Raw genomic sequence first — 20,861 nt, 5'->3', positions numbered from 1 at the left:
GAGCTGGGCTCGAATCTGCCGGTGGGCGAGAGAGCCTCCTCGACATGTCGAACGTTCGTATCACTATCGTGCCAAGCAACTCCTTGTATCCATTTTGCCGCAATAGTAACAACAACAAATTCAATGACTTGAGGCCGGATTGTTCCCGATCTGAGACCGGACACTAGCTCCGATCGGACCTTTGGAGTCTCGACAGCGATTGAGCTGGAAAGCTATATTAGAACATACTAAGAACTGATCTTCCGGTTGTGTTTTCAAGACCCACTCTCACTAACATTTTGCCCGGCAGGCCGTGCATTTAGTGCCGCCAACTCAGGATGAGGTCGGGCCCAGGAGCCGCGTCATTGACCTTGTTCCGCCATTTGCATGACGACGCCTTTTTAGCTTTTTCGCGCGATCACAAGCACCTGTACGCAGCGTGTCTGCTGGATCTGCACGAACGCTTCTTTTCAGGCGCGCCGTCGTTCCCGACGCCGCAGCAGGTGGTCCACGCCATCTACGACGTCATGCGCGCCAACCCCGTCCTCTGGAACGAGGGCGATGATTTCGGCAGCCTGCCGGAAATGATCTCCGCGAGACGCCGCCGGATCCGGAAGGCCGACGTCGCGCTCGCTTCCGAGAAGGGCGACAAGGCGCTCGGTCTTGCCCGACAACTATACGCCCGGCTGCTCGTCTGGGGATGGCTTGAAGAGGAGGAATACGGGCTTCGCGTCACTGTGGACATGGCTATGGGACCGCTGCTCGTGCTGCAACGGCTCGCGAGCCTCAACAAGGATCTCTCGCAGCGATTCGGCGGCTTGATCGTGCAAATCCGCCTCAACCTGGAGGCCGTCGAAAAACTGAGGCCTGAGATCACCGACCGCAAGCAGCGCGAAGCCGCGCTCGCCGTCCGCGAGGCGCGCAATCAGGCCGACCAGTTCACTAAGAGTCTGCGGGCCATTCTGGCCGACCTGAAGCGCGTCCGACGGACCGTCATGGAGTCGAAAACAGTCGCTACCCGGCTCGAAGCCTTTTTCGAGGAGTTCATCGAACAGCTCCTGCTGAAGGATTTCGAGTCCATCCTCACCGTCAACCATCCATACCGCTTCCGCGACGCCATCGTCGATCTCGCGCGGAGGATCTCCTACAGCCCGGAAACCATGCAGGTCCTCGCCGAGGAGTACATAGCTTCCAGCATGGCAGCCGACATCGAGGACGGTCGAATGGCCGCGGCCGACGACCTGCTGGCTATCGAAAGCATCTTCGATCAGATCGGGGAGATGTTCGACAGGATCGAGGCCTTCCGCAGGCAGCTCGAAGCCCGGGTCCGCAACACCATTAAGTACGCCGAGCGGGGCGGGCAGGGACTCGTCGGCCGGGCCGGCGGCCTGGTGCGGCGCCTGGATGCCTTACTGCGCGACGGCAGGCACCACAAGGCGACAATCGAATGGAGCATCGAGCCGCTGCGGTCGCCCTGGTCGGAGCACCATCAGGCGCCGGCCAGGCAGCCGCGCCGTCCCGTCGAAGCAAGGGAGCTCGCCGAGCCGCCGTCGGATCCGTTGTATGAACTGCGCAAGAAGCTCCGCCTCGAGTACATCGCTCGCATCGCGCCCCGCCCCGAGGATGTCAGACGATTCCTCGAGGGCCAGGTGCCGCCATTCGCGACCAGGGAAGCCCGCTTCATGGAAATCGATACCGTGGACGACTTTCTCGCCTTCGATTGCGCCCGCCGATATGCGCTGACAGGCGAGGTTCCGGCGCAGGTCGCGGCCGGGTTCGAACTCGAACCGTGCCCCGACACGCCCCCACACGACAGCGAATGGCTCCGTTGCGCCAACTTCCTGGTCAAGCGATCGGGCGCACTCCGGAAGGCGAGGGCGGCTCATGCTCAGTGAGTTCGAAAACGTCGAGCGCTCCTTCGGCGCGGAAAAGGCAGCCGACCTCCGCAAAGCGCAGCACTTCCTGCTACGGCGGCAGTTCGTGTTCGCGGGAGACCCCCGGACCGGGACAGTCTACAACACGATCATGGACGGCCGCTTCCGCGACGTGGTCGACGGCTTCTTCGATAGTTGCGGATACCGCGTCCACCGCGATCCGGAGGCGCAGTGGGCCGGCATCGTCGCCATGGACGAGGACGTGCCGCTGCCCCGGATGAAGCTCGACGAAACCATCGTCATGCTGGTGCTGGCGGCATACTGGCAGCAGGAGGTGAACGTCGGAGCAGTCGAGGACCGGGCCGTCGTAGTGGCCACTTTGAACGACCTGTTCGATCGCTACCGCGAGATGGCGCAACACGGCGGCGGTGGCGCGATCTCGGCCGCCCGGTTCCGGGACATCCTGCGCGAGGTCGCCCAACGCAGTTTGGTCGAGATCGGTGATTTTGACGACGAGCAGCAGGACTGCGAGATCAGGATCCGTCCGATGATTAAGCTGATCAGTGGCGGCGATGCCCTCCAACGGCTCGAGCGCTACGTCCGTAGCGAGGAGGCGCGGTTTCCGCAGCCCGCAGGAGACGAGGCATGATGGAGCTACGCCACCTGACGATGGTGAACTGGCACCTATTCGACGTCGCCGACATCGACGTGAGGGGACACGTCGGGGTCCTGGGCGAGAACCGGTCCGGCAAATCCACAATCCTCGACATGGCACAGGTCGTTCTCACCGGCGGGAGCCGGCGGTTCTTGCGCCTGAACGCGGTCGCCGGCGATAGCGGAAAATCGCGCAGCGGCTCGAAGCGCAGCGTCGTCGATTACTGCCTTGGGACGCTCGGCGAAGATCAGCGCCGGCGCGACGAGGCGCGCACCTACATCGCGCTCGGTTTCGAAGACACGGAAGGCGCCCGGTCACCGGTCACGATCGGCATGGCGCTCGAGGCGCGCAAGTCCGACAGCAGGGAGACCGTGCTGGCACTCTTCGTAGCCGTCGGGACCGTTCTGAGCTCCAAGGACTTCATCGAGCAGCGAGGAAAGTCGCAATTCCCGGCGCAGTGGGAGGACGTGCGCGCCCGGATCGTCGCAGCGGTCGGCGAAGGCAACTTCGTCAATCATCGCGACCGGGCGAGCGACTATGTCCGCGAGTACATGCGCCATCTTCTGCCGCATTCGTCCTTTGGCGAACAGAACGCCAGCGCCCTGCAGAAATCAATCGTCAACGCGATGACGCTCGATCACAACCAGACGGCGACGCAGTTCGTGCGGAACTACATCCTCGAGGACAGTCCGATCGGCATCAAGGAGCTGCGCGAGTCGATCCAGACATACCGCAACATCAGCGAGACCATCCGGAAAATGCGCCTCAGGCTCGAAGCCCTAAGGGCGCTTCGGGGCGTCCTCGCCGCGCTTGAAGAGGCGCTCGAGACCAAGTTCAGGGAGGAATGGGTCGCAAAACGCGCGACTTGGCTCGCGGCGCGCGCGACAAACCTGGACTTCAAGACCAAGCGGCGTACCGAGATGGCGCGCCGGGACGCCGCAGCAAAAGAACTCGAATTCATCGACGACGACGTCAAGGCCATCGATAAGGAGATCGAACGCCTCACGGCCGCGATCGCCGAGCACGATGCCAAGACCGGCAGAAAGTCCCTGCAGCAGACCGCCGATGTGGCCGGGCAGGCGGCGCACCGCGCCTCGGCGGACTTCAAGGCTCGCATGGAGAACATCCGTCGCCTGGAGCCGCTACGCGCGATGTGCGCGGACGGTTTCGAGGACTTCGTTCCTGCGCTTGAGCGTCTTCTGACCGCCACCGCCGGGGCCGACATCGGGGGCGTCTCCGACGAGGTCACCGCGGCCGAGAAGTCCTTCGCGGCAAGCGGCGCCAAATGGCTGCCGAAGATCGACGAAGCGCGTCAAAGGATCATCGCGGAGCTTTCCGGCCTCCGCGGCAGGCGCGACGAGGTGCTCGAACGGATCCGACAGCACGCCGCCGGAGGGGCGCGCGCCTATCTCGGCGACGACACTGAACTCCTCTGCCGCAGGCTGCGGCAGGGTGGAATGGTCCCGCGCGTACTCTGCGACATCATCGAAGTCGCCGAACCCGAGTGGGTAGGAGCCGCCGAGGCGCTCCTCGGTCGCGACCGGGAAGCCGTGTTCGTGGACAGAGCGGATATCAGCGCCGCCACGTCAATCTTCAAGGAAGGTCGCCGCGAGTTTCGCCATGCATCGCTCGTGAGCCTAAACAAGCTCGAGCAGTTCAGGGCCAAGCCGGAGCGCGGCACTTTCCCCTCGATCTTCCGGAGCCAGGATCCGGACGCGATGGCCTTCATCATGCGCCGCTACGGCAACGTCCGTCTCGCCGACACGCTCGACCAGTTCAACAGGCCCGGCCGGGCGATAATGAAGGACGGCCTCTACGACGACGGACTCGTCCGGAGCCATCGCTGGATCGAATCCTCGCAGTATAAGATCGGAAAGGCAGCCCAGGCGAACGCCCTGCGATCCCTGCAGGATCAGGCCGAGGAGCTGGGTCGGATCCTGATCGACAAGGGGAAGGAGGCCCATGCCGCGGAGCAGGCTTTTGCCGCTCTGAAGAACATCTGCGAGGGACGTAATGATCTGGGGGCTTGCGCGGCCGCCTTCGCGGCCGCGCAGACTGAGGTCGCTGAAGCTCAGGCCAGGCTCGATGCCCTCGACGGCGCGGGGGACGGCGGGCTTCGCGACAAAAAGAGGGCGCAGCAAAAGCTGAAGGAGAAGAGGCTGGAGGAGAGAAAGACACAGCAGAAGGCGTTCGGCGAGCATGACGGCGAGGTCAGGTCGGCGGAGAGGAGGCTCGGAGAGGGCGAGAACGTGCCCGGCTCCGAACTCAACCTCAGGGTCGCCCGGTCGATATACCGCAAGTTCTTCCCACTCTACTCCACCGCGAAAGGCAGGGCCGTCTACCGCGACCGCCTCGATGCCGCAGCCCAAAAGGGCTTCGCTGAGAAACACCGGGCCATCGCCGAGAAGGCCTTGAAGGATGCGAATGTGTCCGACAACGAGCGCGCCCGGATCGAGCGACGGGTCCGCGAGCTTCTTTACGATTACTTCGACCAGTTCGGGATGAGTTCGCAGGTCGGTGCGGAAAGCGAGCCGCTGCGGGAGGTGAAGCCATGGATGGAGCAGCTGATCTCGGATATCGAATCCAATGAGCTGCGCCAGTACGAAAGGCAGGCGCGGGATGCGGCGGAAAAGGCCTCTACCCTGCTGCGCGGCGAGTTCATCAACGCGCTCACGGCCCGGATCGGAAAGATGGAGCGGGAGCTGCAATCGTTGAACCGTAGCCTCTACGCACATCCGTTCCATAACGAGCGATATTCATTCCATCGCACCCAGATGGTGGAATTCCAGCCCATCCTGAAGATCATCGAGATCGCCAAAACCTCTCCGGAGGCGCTCGATATGCTGTTCCGGGGCGACGTGCCCGATGACTTCCCGCACAAGGATACGATCGTCGCACTCGAGGCGCTGCTCGAGGACCCCGACAAGGATTTCACCCAGTTCGAGGACTACCGCAACTTCTACACCTTCGAGATCCACATGGAGGATGTTGCCACCGGCCGCTCGACCCGCTGGGAGCAGCGGCGCGGCACCGGGTCTGGCGCCGAACAACAGGTGCCTATCTACGTTGCCATCGGCGCTTCGCTGGCCGCCGTCTACGGCAGCGCGGAGCGTCGTGCCGGCAAGCCCGCCGGTTTCGCGCTCGCCATGTTCGATGAGGCCTTCTCCAAGATGGACGGCAAGAACCAGCGGCAGATGATGAGCTTTTACAAAAACCTCGGCCTGCAGTTCGTGATCGCGGCGCCGTTCGAGAAGCGCGTCGCCGTGCTCGAGCACATGGACACCATCGTGGAGGTGGACCGCATCGGCGAGCAGTCCAGGGCCACTGTGGTGGAACTGAAAGAGAAGGCCAAGCGCGAGCTGATGGCCATCGATCCGGACCTGATGTCCGAAGATGAGCTCGCCACCCGTCTGGCCGCCGAGTAGCCATGGCTCGGCGTTTCACGGATGCGATCGGCCTGCTGAACGACCTGCTCAACCGCTTCGAGGCGGGGGCCGCAAGCCCGATCGCCCACCCGGACTACCCCGCTTTCCCATCAGTAGTCGCGGCGGACGCCTTCCTGAAACAGATCAGGGAAGCCGAAAGCGCCGGCGCGGTCTCCCTTGGTTGGGGGCGGGGCCCCATGCGCGACCAAGTGGCACATGTGCGGCTGGCCTCGGCGGAGATCCTATACCGATATCTCCGCCGTACCCCCGCGTCGCGCATCGCGGAGGATGCCGCTGTGCGGCTTGTCGCCGGGGCGGCGATGCACGACTCTCTGAAGAACAGCGCTTCCCAAGTCGCCGAGGTATGGGGGCGGGGGAAAACGTGGCACGGGGTTGCTTCGTCCGATGTCGAGACACTGCGCGACGCGTTCGTTCTCGCCCAGGCCATCCTGGCTAACAAACGTCTTGGCGTCGACTACAAGACCTTCTCGAGACGAACGGTGGGGCACAGCAAAACGCTCGAACGGATCGAAGGCGCGGTCGTGCGGCTCCTGAGCGGCATCCTGGAGTTTCCCCCCGGCGCGCGGCCACGCGAGGCGCTCCGGGCAATCGGCCTTGAGCGCTTCGCGCCACCGCTGCTGATCGCGGGCAAGATCGACCTCGATGGAGCCGACCTCTCCGGAATCTCTCCGCTGTATCTCGGAATCACTCCCAAGGAAGCAGATCGCGTCCGCTTCCGGGAGCCGCCGGCCTACGTGCTAACGATCGAAAATTTCGCAAGCTTCAACCGGCACATCGCCGAGGCGGACCCCGGCCGATTAGGAACGACCATGTATGTCGGAGGGTACCCCTCGCTTGCCACCCAGCAGGCGCTGCGGACGATCGCAGGATTGGTATCCGAACAGACGCCGATCTTTCATTGGTCGGACATCGATCCGGACGGCACCTGGATCTTCCACACCATCGAGCGCGCCGTCGACCGGCCGATCCGTGCCCACCTCATGAGTGTCGAAGTTGCCGAGCGTTTGGGACAAGTGCCGTTCAAAAAATCCGCACCCGCTCGATGTCCACCGGACTCCGGTATCGCAGCTCTGGCAGCGTACCTGGCGAAAGATGGAGCCAAGACGCTCGAGCAGGAAGAACTCGATCCAGTCCTGCCAGAGTTTCATTAGAAAATGCGCGCGGACGCTCGTGGTTGCTGCTTTGGCTGTCTCGCTCAGGACGTCATTTGTTTCAAGCGCGACAACAGCACCGCCCGCAACTACGTGCTGCGGGCAAACCGACATCGTTTCTTCATAAAAACGCTCAACCAGCATTGGCATGCCAGTTGCTTGAAGATGGGACGAAACCACCTGTGACTATGATGCTCGTTCAGCATCCGGTTGAAGTATTGAGATGAAATATGCCCGCTTGATCGATGGCAGAGGTCCCCCGATGCGCTTTCCAAACCGGGCGCCTGCCTCGCGAACTCTGCCATCTTGGGATCGCGCTCCGGTTTGCCGGGCAGAAGCCGATTGTCTTGGGGGCTCGCAACGAATGGTGGTTCTCAGCAAGAACGCCAGCGTAAAGGCGTCCTCAGGACGATCGTTTGGCATCGGATTAGCCCATGGTTCGGGGTGGGGCATCTGCGACATGCAGAGCCTGCGCTCTTGAAGCTAGGTGTCGGCCTTGCATCGGGGCTTGCAGATGGTCAATGAGCTAATGCAGAACGATTGGGATCTTGAGAACATACTCAGGCAACAGGACGAGCTCAAGGTCAAGCTGCTTCGCGCCCAATCGGTTGTCGCCGAATGTAAGGCAGGATTGGCGGATCTGGAGCGGAGGCTTGAGTGTCGAGCGGTCTCGATCGATGAACGCCAGCGCAACTCTGCGGCAAACAATTCAATACGCAACGCACGGCCGCCTAAATCGCGAAGCCTCGATAATCCTGTTAACCCGGATGCTGCCGTGGCGTTTTCGCCTCGATGGGACCGCTGAAAGCTGCCGCCGCGCACGTTAACGGCGACAGGTTTTGGGACGGACCTGGCGAAGATCTCGAGACGCATGGTGTTGCGAACCCGGCGGGCGAACTGGACAATTAGGTGCGGCCTTGCCGATAGGCTCGGCTTTTTGGCTGATCGCGGTGCGTCCGCCAGGGATGCGCGCAGAGCAGCACCAGATAGGGGACGTATCGCCGCGTCTTTGGCTAGAGCCTCCTGTTTCGGGGCTGCTCACGTAGATGTCCTGAATCGAGTGTCAAGAGCTCTCCACTTCCAGCCAGTTCGGTCGTCTTGTCCGTCTTTAAGTCGTTGAAATTTCCGATTAGGCGTCCATGGAGGGGGCGCGAGCGGGCGCGTTCAATGACCACGATGGTCCGCTATGGCCGTTGGGCAGGCGACGTGCCGAGCGGTGCTGACCGCGGAAGCCGACCATGCCTCCGGCATCGCATGGATGATGACGGAACTCACTGACTATGTCCCGCAAGCGATCACTCCGGAACAGGGCGGGTAACGGCAGTCATCTAAAAATTCGTGAGACACCAGGAAGAGGGGATCCGGTGCGAATGCGATCCGGTGCCGGCCGTAGCCTCGTCAGCTTCTCGAAAGCTTTCCCGAATACTCACTGCCCACCGATCCTGGACGAGAGGCTGCGTGGACTCACGCGCAATTGGAGTTGCACAAATGAAATCGGGGACCGGTTGGGAGCTCAATCAGTGTGAGCAGGCTGACGTTACGAAGTTGTTGGATTTTCGTACTATCGCAAAACGCTTCATCTTTTTCGCGCATAGGCAAGGTGCTGCTGCGCGATCTCAAGTCCAGGCGTCTACTGCGTCGGATAAATGTCATCTTGTGCGCGCCAGTGACGCACGCGGCGACTCGATCAAGCCAGCGCTCAATACCAGAAAAGGCACGCGACAATGATGCGCGTGACAAAAGCACGAGCAGGTCAATGACAAAGCGTTTTCGCAACTGGGCCCTATTGTCCATACTCGCCTCCATGGTTGTCGGCCCCGCCGCAAAAGCGCAAGACCGCCGGACTATCGCCGAACCTGTTGCACCTGATACGGTCTGTGATCGCCCTGTGCCTTCCGGCAAGAACGATACAGTTAGCCTACAGGAGGCCATTGAACATTGCCCCGATGGCGCTGCAGTTTATCTCGGGCGCGGCGAGTTTCACTCAGGTCCACTCGAGATGAAATCGGGCGTGACCTTATGGGTCGGACGCGGTGCGACACTGATCGCCATCCCCGAACCTGCCGCTTACGACAAGGGCCTCGGACAATGTGGTCGCATTGCGGAAAAGGGCGACGGTTGCCGGCCATTCATCAGCTTTTCTAAAACGCGCGGCGGCGGTATCTACGGAGAGGGCATCATCGATGGTCAGGGCGGCGCGCTGATCGGCGGCGGCGCGGAAACCTGGTGGCAGCTAGCCCGCCGCGCCCAAGCCCAGGGCGGCAATCAGAACGCCCCACGCTTGATCCAGGTCGATCATGCGCAGGATATCACGTTCTCTGGTGTCACCTTGCGCAACGCTGCCAATTTTCATGTCGCGATGAACCGGGTTGAAGGTGCCACGTTTTGGGCCCTCACGATCGATTCGCCGGCGGATGCCCGCAATACCGATGGCATCGATCTTGGCGCCAGTCAGGATGTGACCATCACCCACAGCTGGATCCGTACGGGTGACGACAACGTCGCAATCAAGGCCGGCGACAATGGTTCAAGCAGCCATATCTCGATCATTGATAATTATTTCGGCTGGGGGCATGGCATGTCGATCGGCAGCGAGGTGAATTCCGGGGCCAGAGACATATTGGTGCGTAATCTGACACTGGATGGTACGACGTCGGGCCTGCGCATCAAGAGCGATGTTGGTCGAGGCGGTCTGGTCGAGAACGTGACTTATGAGTACGTGTGCCTGAGGGGCAACCGGTGGCCGCTGGCTTTCGATGCAAAATATGATCCGCGCGCTCAAGGCACGAGGATTCCGGTCTATCGGCAAATCGTTCTCCGTCATGTGCATGGCGACACTGGTGTGCTGCTGATGCGCGGCATAGACGAGCGGCATGCCCTGGACGTGACACTCGAAGATGTTCGATTTGCCAATTCCGCGACTTGGCAACTTGAACATGCGAACGTCAGCGCAAATCACTCTGACGTATGGCCCCCGCTGCCCGGACGAGCTACACAACCGCCGCTGCGCGGATCGGAGGTATGTTCCAAGGCATTCCGCGACGGCAATCGGTAAGCACTACACGCGGCGCCGAACTCAGGTGGTGAGTTCCGCATCTGGGGCCAAGATTACTGGTGTGACGAAGGTCGGGCTCATGTCCCGAGTTGGTTGCTATTGGCCGACAGTTTTGCAGGGCCGGAAATGTCAAGGTGACGCAGGTTCTGATTTGGCGATGAAAATCTTGTGTCGATGCGCGACGGCTATCCCGCTGAGAAACGAAGTGTAAGATCACATGCGAATTTTCGTTTCCTCCGCTGCACTTCTGGCGGGATGTTTCTGCATCGCCGCGGCGTACGCTCATCCACTGTTGGTGTCGCATGCCGGAAATGCAGACTATCACTCCGTGCAGCAAGCCATCGACGCATTGCCGGCGGAAGGCGGAAACGTCCGGATCGCGCCAGGCATCTATCGCGAGAAGGTTAAAATCACGAAATCCGGTGTTCATCTCGCAGGGACTGGCAACAAGCCGGAGGATACGGTCATTGTGTATGGCGACGGCGCGGTCAATGTAGGAGGAACGGCCCGTTCGGCGACGCTGGATGCCCCTAGCGATGACTTCCGGCTCGAGAATCTGACCATTCAGAACGACTATGCCCTCAATCCGGCCAATCCACCTTCGCAGGCGGTAGCGCTGTCCGTTACCGGAGATAGGGACGTCATTACGCGCGTCCGCCTGCTCGGCGCCCAGGACACGCTGTTTGCCGGCAAGGGACCAAACGGTAGAATGTCACGACAATACTTCTCGAACTGCTACATCGAAGGGCATGTCGATTTCATATTTGGCAACGCCAAGGTCTGGTTCCGGCAATGTGAATTGCACGGCATCGCCAATCAAGCGGTCATCTATACCGCTCAGAGCAAGGCAACGCCGGATGAGGACAGTGGCTATGTTTTTGATCATTGCAGGCTAAGTGCCGACCCTGCTGCGCGCTATATCGCGCTTGGCCGCCCCTGGCGCTCCTACGCCACAGTGGTCTTCCTGTCGACAAAGATAGATGCACGAGTGATTGCGGAAGGCTGGCGCGAATGGGCTCCCGGCGAGACCAACAAGTTGAGCACGAGCTATTATGCCGAATATAGATCCTTCGGCATCGGTGCTAACCCATCAGGCCGCGAGCCTCATTCCCATCAACTGAAAGATGGCGAAGCTGCGAGATGGTCGCTGAGAGTGTTCTTCGCGGGTGTCACAGATTGGCTGCCCACGAACCATCAGGTTCGAACAAAGAGCAATGTTCACGGTGAAGGGGTTCCACGGCGATCCTCGGATGAATGAGGGGAGCGAGCCTGATTGTGATGGAGAGTCTTGTACAGCAACCCAACCGCCGCCGGAGCCAAACCGACGGAAAGGGGGGCCGGCGCGACGATCTCATCTGTTCGCCGTCCACCCACATGCGCCCGCTTCAGCTCGCAGATCATCTTGTCCGTTTTGGCGGATCAGTGTCGGCAAGCTCTACGGACCGTCACGTCAGCACGTCGTCATCGCTCGGGAACGGCTGATTTGCCTGTTCAGCGCCTTGCGCAGATCTCCGGAGAGCGAAGTGGGCTGATGCTTCGCGGCTATATTCGTTCGGTCGGTGAGCGACGAAAATTCCCGTGCGCGAGGCGAGGGCGCCTATCTGCGCCCCGTCGAAAGTTGCTTCGGAACGAGAGCTCAGTCGGTCGAAAAGTTGTTGAGGAGACCAAGGCGCGCCGCGGCGAAATCATCGGTTACGGAGGCGCTGCCTCAGCCAACCAACTCGGTTGACGAGGCCGCAGACTGTTCGGCAGGTTTATTTGACTTCGGGGGCGTTCCGCGAGCTCCATCTTGGCAAGCAAGTTGTGGAGTTCAAGCATGCACCGCGTTGGCAGCTTACGATGGCCAAGCCGTCGTGCAGGTGAGGTCGTGCGCGCTCGAGCGGGGCGGTCCCGAGACTGCAAGAGAAGCCTTGCGGTCCCTCAGTCAAAGACTGAGCCCGATTGAAGTGAGCGAATCGAAGTCTGCCGGATCTTCATTGCCAACTTGGCTTGCCAGGCACCGTTACTGCTGCGAACTCAGGACGCCCTGCACATCTTCTCGAAAAAGAATGTTTGGGGTCGTTTTGATGCCTGAACGCGCTCGTCGCCACTGGGCGAGAATCTCGTCTCCGAGCGGAACGTCCCTTTCGAAGGCTTACGGCGCAATTCGCCGTTTCTCGTACGACGTGGATCTCACATACGGCATTCGAGCAACAGCTCCGGACCCGGTGGACAATTTGGTCCCTCAGAACCGCAGTCAAAGCAAAAGTGCTAACGCGCGAGAACGCCTCCGGTCTGCGTCAAGGAAAAGACGTTGTGCGTCATCAATGAACGCCTGCAATAGGACAAGCTCAAGGACGACAAGATGCACGTCACGTATGATCCATTGGAGACGGTAGCGGCTATGTAAGTCCCGCCGTGATGCTTGAATTCGGCGCACGATCGACCGGCGATCCATTGTTAGATCGGTCGACCAATTTCGTCAGCTCGAACACGAAACCGGCGAAGAGGTGCGATAAAATTGGAGCAACTCCGTCCGTCGTCAGGCGGGTGCCGATGCGACGCCGGTCTCGCGCGCAGCAATATCCTGATCTCGTCAGCTTCTTGAAAGGTTGCGGCTACAACAATCGAGAATCTGAAGAGCTGCAATCTCGCCGTAATCCAGGCCGTACGGATTGCTGCAGGGTCTCTACAAACATGAGGAGAGCAGGATGGATCCGGTTGACCCATTCTTCGATTCAGGAGCCTGGATGCGGGAGTACGCCGCGCTGCCGGGGCGGGCGGGTCAGCGACGGGGCGACTCAAGCGAGCAAGGCGACTTTGAGAAGCGTATGGAGGATTTGCATCTCGATCCGTCTGATCAAAGCAAGTCAACTTCACCTGATCGGCCTCCCGCAGGAGGTGGTCGAGCAGTCCGGCGGGACGATTTCGGCGGTTCGATGCGGGCGCCGCCGCACTCCACTTTTAGGGAGAGTGCGCTAGGCGACACGCGCCGGAGCGTAGACATTCCCAGCTTTCAGCTTACCGCTGCGACGCAAGTGCCGCAGTCTAGTTTGCGAGATGATCTGTTCAGCAGCGCGCGCTAAAGCTTTCCGGACGCAGAGTCTGCCGCGTCGGCCAAAAGCGGAAAAAGCCGCAGATTATGGTCACGCTTCAAGTCGGGAATCGGCAAGGCGCTTGGCCGGAGCAGCAGTGAAAATTCGTCGCGCGACGCTGGGCAATCTGACGTCTTTTCGACGAATTTACGAATTGATTATGCGAGGCAGCCGGGCCGTATAGCGCGACGATCTGGGTCGGAAGAGCGCGGCGATCAGGATGGCGAGTCAGTGTCGCGGCGCGATGATGATCGCCGCGATGATTGTCGCGCGCAAGAGTTTTGTTTGCTTTGATTGTCGCGGAGCGTCAATCAAGCGAGCGTTTTTTGTGTCGCGTGCTCCGGTGGCCGCCCTGGACCACGCTTTCGCTCGAGGGCAGTCCGCCTGCGATAGCTCTCGACGTTCATCTCGACGATGGTGGCGTGGTGAACAAGGCGATCGATCGCCGCGAGGGTCATAGCTGGGTCCGGAAAGACCTTGTTCCATTCTCCAAAGGGCTGATTGGCGGTGATCAGCAAAGAGCGTCGCTCGTAGCGTGCGCTGATGAGCTCGAACAGCACACTGGTCTCGGCCTGGTCCTTGGTGACATAGGCAAGATCGTCCAAGATGACGAGATCGAAGCGATCGAGGCGGTTGATGGCGCCCTCGAGGTTGAGCTCGCGGCGAGCCACCTGGAGCTTCTGCACGAGATCGGTGGTGCGGGTGAACAGGACGCGCCATCCGTTCTCGATGAGGGCCAAGCCGATTGCTGCCGCCAAGTGGCTCTTGCCTCCACCGGGCGGACCAAACAGCAGCAGATTGGCGCCCTTGCCGAGCCAGCCGTCGCCGGCGGCGAGTGCGGTCATTTGCGCCTTGGAGATCATCGGCACGGCCTCGAAGTCGAAGCTGTCAAAGGTCTTTCCGGTAGGCAGCCGCGCCTCGACGAGATGGCGCTCGATGCGGCGGCGGCCGCGCTCAGCGATCTCGTGCTCGGCAATGGTGGCGAGGAAGCGCGCCGCCGGCCAGCCTTCTTTATCGGATTGCTCGGCAAATTGCGGCCACAGCGCCTTGATGGCGGGCAGCCGCAGCTCGTTGAGCAACAGATTGAGGCGCGCGGTGTCGACTACGTTGGTTGTGCTCATGCGGCGCCTCCGATCTCGGCGGTACCGATGAGGCATTCATAGGTGGCGAGCGGTGCGAGGCGTACCACGACGTTCGGCACCTGGGCGGGATCCGGGGCGAAGTGAGTACGTAGCCGGTTGAGGTCGGGCAGCCGGCCGTCGTTCAGGTCAGCCGTGAGCTGATTGGCGAGTTCGGCCTCGCAACCGCGCTCATGGGCGAGTGCGAGGAGATCGACCATGATCCGGCAGGCCTTCTTGTCCGGTAAGCGTTTGCGCAAGACGTCGAAGGCTCGGCGGTAAGCTTCCCGGGGGAACAGCTGGTCGCGGTAGACCAGGTTGAGGAGCGCCATCGGCTTGCGCCGCAAGGAATGGATCACGTGCCGATAATCGACGACCTGATCGTGCTTGCCATTGGGATGCGGCCGCCCGCGCGGCAAGGTGAGGAGATGCGTGCCGCCGACAAACACGTCGAGGTGATCGTCATACAGGCGCACCCGCAGCCGATGGCCGATCAAGCGCGACGGCACCGTGTAGAACACCTTGCGCAAGGTGAAGCCGCCGGACGACGTCACGTGGACGATCACCTCTTCATAGTCCGACGTGCGGCGGTCCGGCAGATCCTGAAGTGCGCTACGTTCACTGTCGATCCGCTTGGCGTTGCGGGCATTGCGGCGGCTGGCGATCTCATCGATGAAGCCACGATAGGCAGCTAGATCGTCGAAGTCGGCGGTGCCACGCAGCAACAGCGCGTCGCCGATCGCTCGCTTGAGATGACCATGCGAACTCTCGATCGCCCCGTTCTCGTGGGCGATGCCACGATTGTTGCGGGAAGGCCGCATGCCGTAATGGGCACAGAGGTCTTCGTATCGCCGCGTCAGATCGTCTTTGGCGTCGCGGTCGAGATTGCAAAAGGCGGCCGACAGGCTGTCGGTGCGATGCTCCCGTGGCGCCCCACCGAGTGACCACAAGGCATTCTGCAGGCCTTCGGCCAGAGCGACGAAGCTCTCACCGCCGAGCACGACATGGGCGTGCTCAAACCCGGAATAGGCCAGCCGGAAGTGATAGAGACGATGGTCGAGCGGTACGCCCGCGATCGTGACACCCAATTCGCCCATGTCGGTGAAGTCGGACAGGCCGCGCTGACCGGGTTCGTGGGTCTGGCGGAAGATGACCTCCTGCTCCTCGCCGTGGATCGCCCGCCAGGCCCGGATCCGGCGCTCCAGCGTGCGACGGATGCCGGCGCCGAGCTCGGGATGGCGTCGGAGCAACTCCTCGAAGATCGTGACCGGCCGCACACCGGGGGCGGCCTTCAGCATCGGCGCGATCTCTGTCTCAAATACGCGGGCCAAGGGATCTGGCCGGCGACGGCCGCGGGGAGCCTTCTTCTGCGACGGAAGGCGTCGATCCTTCTCGATCCGGTAAGCGGTCGAGGTGCTGAACGAAGCCTTGGCGGCGGCCACGGGTGGGCTATCGGTCTGACGGTACTTCATGTAGAGCCTCATTTGGTGATCGGTAATGTGTCGGCCTGGCACGCGAGTGATTCCTCTTGGCGGAAGAACCACTTGCATAACCAGCCGGCCGCGATCACCAGTCGGCGCGGTCCGCTGTGGATCGCGCCGACGCCGGGCTCGTAACTCCGGTCGGGCTACGCCCTCCCTGCGTCACGAGCCCGGCGTAGCCCTCTCATCATGGTCGACGCTCCACTTCCATCCTGTTCGCCGCGCGGCAGGGCCGGACGCGCGGGGTCCCTGCGGCCGATGAGGAGCTCATTAAAGATTTCCGAAACAAGGCGGCGGGTAACCTCACCGACGGCACGATCAAGAATGCGGCAACCGATTTGCGCCATTTGAGCGTGCTCCTGAGCGAGCACGGCAGGCCCTCAATTGCGGATCGAATAGCCGGGAATTGGAAAACGCGCAGCAGGACAATCCGGAGGTGGAAAACCACCAGCTGGAAGCTGAGCTCGATGAGGAGGTCGACAGGTACGCAGGCCGCCGCGGCACGCGCATCAAGGCGGCCTTGAAGAAGCTCCGTGAGGTCGGTGCCGGAAACGCCCTGGCGCCTGATCTCCGCCGACTGGCTCCTCACGGCGCGGACGCAACCCTCATCCACATGTGGGCGGCGGCGGAAAAGGCAACACACAGGATCGAGCCGAAGACGATCGACAGGCAAGCTCGCCGCATGTCTAAGCTGAGTGAGTGGCTGCGGACCCATGATAGGCCACCGATGGCCGGCCGACTTTCCACCCCCGCGTTTGTCCGGGATCTCGAGGAGTACAGGCGCGAAACCAACGACAAGAAGATCAATGCTGATCTGGTCAAACTTGGCGGATACGAGCAAATCCTGGAGGCGAACAGGGCGCTTGGATTGAGGCCTCCTGAGGATCCGGGCCAGCCTTCTTGGGAAGCTGCTCGACAGCCGCATGCACTGCAGGGTCCTCCCGCAACGCCAGCTAGCCCGAGCGCGGGCGCCTGGGATTGGCTTGGCGAGCAGATCCACGGGCCCAACATATCGATGCCAGCGCCGCCCAGCCATTGGCAGGCCGGTTCGTCGCAGCAGCTTCCCGCAACCCCGGCGACGCCGAGCGCCGGAGCCTGGAACTGGCTTGGCGAGCAGATCCAAGGACCCGCCTCACCAGAGCCAGCGCCGCACTGGGGCGCGCAAGCTCATCCGCCGCTCGAGCTTCCTGCTACACCGGCCACCCCCAGCCAGGGAGCCTGGGCCTGGCTCGGGCAACAGATGCAAGACTCCGCATCGCCGTCGTGCGTGAGGCCTCGATCGTCAAACATCTACGGCGGTCTCGACTCCTTCGTTGATCTGGATCCACCCCACACCCCACGACTTGCGTGACGATGCGCGCTCTGCGCCAGCATCTGAATTTGCAGCCGCCTCGTCGTTCGCAGGACCGCCGGGGGCGGCTCCGGAGCTGCGGGATATAGGAGCGATCGTTGGCGCCGGCTGGCGCCACGGCTCCCAGGCGGCTTCAGTCGTGTTGATCGATGTATTGGGAAATATGCATCTGCTGCCAAACCAGTTCGGGCCAAGTCAGTTTGTGATCAATGGGGAGCGCTATTTTCGGCTACGGTGGACCAGGAGGCCGCAGGGATGTTCGCCTGATCCATCATCCCCGCGTGAGCCAGCCGGATGAACCAGGCCCGTCTCAGTCGCTCTATCGTCCCCGGCCGATCGTGCCAGCCGTGCAATCCGGTGAGGGGCCCGTTGATCTTGGGTATCTGATCCGCGGGGATGGGAGCACCGAGATCGATTCCTTCCGCCCTACCTCGTCCGCGCCCTGGAAGGCCAAGGCATCTTGCCGCGGGCGGGCCAACCAACCTATTTCGAGATCCGCGGAGTGCCTTACAGGGGTGAATTGGTGGAGAGCGAAGGCCGCCAGCGCGTACGCATTTATCCTGAACGTGGCTGAAGAGGCAGCAGGGCCTGCAATCGAGCTTTCGGCGGGGCAGCTCGCGTAAGGCGTTCTATAGCGAGGCTGTTGGCAGGCGATGGATCCGTTGCAGGGGCACGGCCCGAACCGTCCAGCCTCCTCTTTGTAGAATCTGCCAAGCGATTCTACCAATTTGGTGCGTGCCCGGACATGCTTTCTGCATCCCTGATCCTTTCACATAGTCCGCCAATTCTTGTCTTGAAAACCGCAGCTACCACAGATCGAACGCATTCCTGATCGAGGGAGCACCGGCGCCGAGCGCAGGCGATGGCCAAGCGCCAAGAACTTGGCCACCAAACGAAAGTTTGCTGACAAAGGCTTTTCCTGATGGCCGCCCAAATTCCTCGGCGGGCGCGGTATTTCGCAACCTGCATAGCTTAAGGCCTCATGCCCAGTTCAGTTATTGCGCTATGCAAAGGCCCCTCGCGCTGCGTTGCAAACACCTGGTCCGCTCGGGAGCAGAGTGCAAGTGCCCACTGGACCTGGGAAGCCGATGAAAGCGAGCTTGGTGCGATAAAAATCGCTAAGGTCAGCTTCCTCCCAGCGCTTTTCCCAAATAATCTCGAAAAGGATCAATGAGGACAGAGTGTGCGGGCGGCCGCCGGCGCTCAGGCTCACCGCCCGCAGCAAGCCAGCGTTCGATAGTCCTCACGCTCATGGCGATCTGCGGCGCGATCCCGCGCGGCGACAGACCGGTGGCGCGCAAGTCGAGGATTTCGGCATGAAGTTGCGCGACGATTGAGAGCCGCGGGCGACGGCTCGTCAGATTCTCGAAAGTTTGTTCATAGTAGGACTAGCTCAATTGATTTCATGACGAGAGGCTAATGTGGAACCGCACAATTTTGACGTAACTGCCGGGCCGCGGTACAGGTCTCGCAAGAGCATCAACCCGACCGATCCGGGCAAGACGACTTTGAGCAGCAATTAAACGAGGTGCGCGAAGCCGATAACGCGATCCCTGACGGTGGGCCACGCGGTAGGCCCTCTACCAATGTGTCTAGCTACACCAGCAGTCCCCGGCCGAGCCGATGAGTGCACTTGCCAGGAGCAACCTCTTGCCAAGCGAGGTCCTCATCAACGATGAGCGTAACACAGCTGAGTTGAGAGCAGCGAAGAGGCCAAGGGCCCTAAAAAGTCCGCAAGGCGTTGCCATTGAGCAGCAGCTGAGCGAGTTCGCCAATTCAGGCGGTGGTGGAGCAATGTCAGCAGCCTCCGCGATGCAGCCGGCTCAATCAACTGGGATTGTGGTACGGGGGCATCAGTTGGACAAGCGGCCTGTTTATCCGAGGATGCTCCCGAAATCTTGAGGCTTGAGGAGGCTCTCATCAAAGGCGGGATGGTCGCCGGTGGGGCGAAGCAACATGCAGGCGCTCTTCTTAGTCGTCCGTTAAGAAGCCGGATTGATCGAGGCTGGCCGGGCGAGCGTGCGCCATAGCTGGGCCAGGAACAGGCACAAGAGATATCTCAGCCAGGCGAGGATGCGGCGGAAGTTGTGTCCGACGGCTGAGAGGACGACGTTGGCGGCATCGCCGGCGCGGCCTTTGAGGTAGCAGCGCCCGAGGTGGCCTTCCGCCTTCAGGTGTCCGATGATGGGCTCGATGGCGGAGCGGCGGCGCAGCTCGCGCTTGATGACACCGAAAACGCCGCGCTTCTGGCCGGAGATGAAGACGCGACGGGGATTTTGTGCGTCGTGGCCGCGGTATCCCTTGTCGACATAGGCCCGCTCGATCGGACAGCCGGTGAGTGTCTCGGTGCGGTCAATGACGTCCCGCAAGGTGTGACCGTCGTAGGGGTTGTCGGGCAGTGCGCTGGCGTGCAGCACGAACAGGCCACCGGGAGCCCGGCGGTTGTTGGTGACGATGGAGGCCTTCACGCCGAACTCGTAAGGCGCGCTGGCCTTGCCCTTGCCGATGCACTCCACTTCCGGGGCATGGAAGGAATAGAGCTTCCAGCCGCGCTGGCGCTGCTGCTGCGAGCGGATCTGCGTGGCCCGGCCGAGCGGGAGGGCGAACGCCTGCTCCAGTGCTGGCTGGCCTTCGATCTTGCGGCGGATGTCGCGGATGATCCGGCCCAGCCGGCTACGCAGGATACGCAACTGCCGCTGATGCCGCCTGAACTGTTTGGCATGGGCGTAGCGGCCGGCCATCATCGCGGCGGCCTTGGCGATGCGAGCATAGGATTGCCGCAGCCTGACGCCGTGCCTGATCGCCAGGCGGTTGAGCCCCTTGATGGCCGCATGCAGCAGCTTGGCATCGGTCGGAAAGGTGATGGCCTTCGGCTGCACCGTGGTGTCGACCGTAACCCGCTTGAGGTCCTGGCTGCGTAATGCACCGGCCTCGTGCGCTACCCGCAAGCTCTCGGCCAGCAGCAACTCCAGCTTGTCGCCAAGCCGCTTGCGCCAATGGCTCAGGTCCGAGCGCTCGTGCGGGAACGTGTGCTGAAAGAACTCTTCCCCGGTGAAGAACTGGAAGTATGGGTCATGGACCCAGCGCTCGCACACCTCCTCATCGGACAGCCCGTAAATGTGCTTGAGCAACAGCAGACCGATCATGAAGCGCGTCTCGATCCCGGGCCTGCCGTTCTCGCTGTAGAGCGGCGCGATCTCGCCGTCGATCCAGTCCCAATCGACCTTGCCGGCGAGCAGAACCAGCTCGTGCTTCATATTGATGATCTGGTCGAGCCGAGCCCGGAACAGATCGTTCGATCCCGTCGTCTTGTGCTTCTTCGGCCGCATCGTTCCCTCCGATGCAGACAAGGAATCATGCTTCCCGCTTCGAGGGAATCCACGAAAACCAAATCGCAAGGTTCTGACGCCCAAAGCATCAAAACCTTGCAATCTGGAAATGCCCCTTAGCCCAAATCGAGATTCCCGATCAGTGGCTTAGTCCTTCTTCACGGACGACTTCTTAGCTTTAGCCGTTGGCTCTTCGCAAAACGCAGACCGAGCATTGTTGCTCGGCAGGACAATAAGTCGCTGAGCAATGGCGGTGACGTATACGAGTTCGTCGGAAAGGGAAATCCCAAAATCCTCCTTGTAGCATTAGACCATCTCCGCACCTTTCGGTCGACGGGCGAAGTCATC

The 20,861-nt window shown here is 61.4% G+C and carries 11 protein-coding genes; 8 read left to right on the top strand and 3 right to left on the bottom strand.

Annotated elements, in window-relative coordinates; translation table 11 throughout:
• Nucleotides 1–344: 344 nt before the first annotated feature.
• The 7 genes from AB5K84_RS37490 (at nucleotide 345) to AB5K84_RS37460 (ending at nucleotide 11,418) form a co-directional block, all read left to right on the top strand.
• The gene (locus tag AB5K84_RS37490) at nucleotides 345–1,874 is read left to right on the top strand and encodes a Wadjet anti-phage system protein JetA family protein (RefSeq protein ID WP_231166582.1); all 1,530 of its coding nucleotides are present in this window, start codon (nucleotides 345–347) and stop codon (nucleotides 1,872–1,874) included.
• Nucleotides 1,864–2,502 carry a DUF4194 domain-containing protein gene (locus tag AB5K84_RS37485; RefSeq protein WP_011084789.1) on the top strand — a complete coding sequence of 213 codons (639 nt, stop codon included), beginning with the start codon at nucleotides 1,864–1,866 and terminating at the stop codon, nucleotides 2,500–2,502. The genes AB5K84_RS37490 and AB5K84_RS37485 overlap by 11 nt, the downstream gene beginning before the upstream one ends.
• Nucleotides 2,499–5,933, top strand: coding sequence for an SbcC/MukB-like Walker B domain-containing protein (locus AB5K84_RS37480; protein WP_018647407.1), 3,435 nt, complete (start codon nucleotides 2,499–2,501; stop codon nucleotides 5,931–5,933). Before AB5K84_RS37485 ends, AB5K84_RS37480 begins: the two co-directional genes overlap by 4 nt.
• 2 nt (nucleotides 5,934–5,935) lie before the next feature.
• Entirely contained in the window at nucleotides 5,936–7,105 is a 1,170-nt protein-coding gene (locus AB5K84_RS37475) for a Wadjet anti-phage system protein JetD domain-containing protein (RefSeq protein WP_441232733.1), read from the top strand.
• A gap of 514 nt (nucleotides 7,106–7,619) precedes the next feature.
• Nucleotides 7,620–7,910: a hypothetical protein gene (locus AB5K84_RS37470; protein ID WP_014497834.1), complete on the top strand. Its 291-nt coding sequence runs from the start codon at nucleotides 7,620–7,622 to the stop codon at nucleotides 7,908–7,910.
• A 951-nt stretch (nucleotides 7,911–8,861) separates the two neighbouring features.
• Nucleotides 8,862–10,160 (top strand): glycoside hydrolase family 28 protein, encoded by a 1,299-nt coding sequence (locus tag AB5K84_RS37465; RefSeq protein ID WP_014497833.1) that lies wholly within the window; start codon nucleotides 8,862–8,864, stop codon nucleotides 10,158–10,160.
• Between the two features lie 217 nt (nucleotides 10,161–10,377).
• Entirely contained in the window at nucleotides 10,378–11,418 is a 1,041-nt protein-coding gene (locus tag AB5K84_RS37460) for a pectinesterase family protein (RefSeq protein WP_011084794.1), read from the top strand.
• A 2,127-nt stretch (nucleotides 11,419–13,545) separates the two neighbouring features.
• On the opposite strand, the gene istB is transcribed toward AB5K84_RS37460, so the two are convergent.
• Both istB and istA read right to left on the bottom strand, forming a co-directional pair.
• Nucleotides 13,546–14,355, bottom strand: a complete 810-nt coding sequence (gene istB, locus AB5K84_RS37455) for an IS21-like element ISBj11 family helper ATPase IstB (RefSeq protein ID WP_018270204.1) — start codon at nucleotides 14,353–14,355, stop codon at nucleotides 13,546–13,548.
• On the bottom strand, nucleotides 14,352–15,866 hold the full coding sequence (gene istA, locus AB5K84_RS37450) for an IS21-like element ISBj11 family transposase (protein WP_038973741.1): 1,515 nt from the start codon (nucleotides 15,864–15,866) through the stop codon (nucleotides 14,352–14,354). Before istA ends, istB begins: the two co-directional genes overlap by 4 nt.
• A 373-nt stretch (nucleotides 15,867–16,239) precedes the next feature.
• Here istA and AB5K84_RS37445 point away from each other — a divergent pair, with 373 nt between their 5' ends.
• Complete coding sequence (locus AB5K84_RS37445) at nucleotides 16,240–17,184, top strand: hypothetical protein (RefSeq protein WP_018647405.1); 945 nt, start codon at nucleotides 16,240–16,242, stop codon at nucleotides 17,182–17,184.
• A gap of 1,982 nt (nucleotides 17,185–19,166) precedes the next feature.
• Here the strand turns inward: AB5K84_RS37445 and AB5K84_RS37440 are convergent.
• Entirely contained in the window at nucleotides 19,167–20,513 is a 1,347-nt protein-coding gene (locus AB5K84_RS37440) for an IS5-like element ISBj5_B family transposase (RefSeq protein ID WP_011084757.1), read from the bottom strand.
• Nucleotides 20,514–20,861 lie beyond the last annotated feature (348 nt).

The organism is Bradyrhizobium sp. 1200_D9_N1_1 (assembly GCF_052075915.1).
GTDB lineage: Bacteria > Pseudomonadota > Alphaproteobacteria > Rhizobiales > Xanthobacteraceae > Bradyrhizobium > Bradyrhizobium diazoefficiens.
This window is presented reverse-complemented; position numbering and strand designations above follow the sequence as displayed.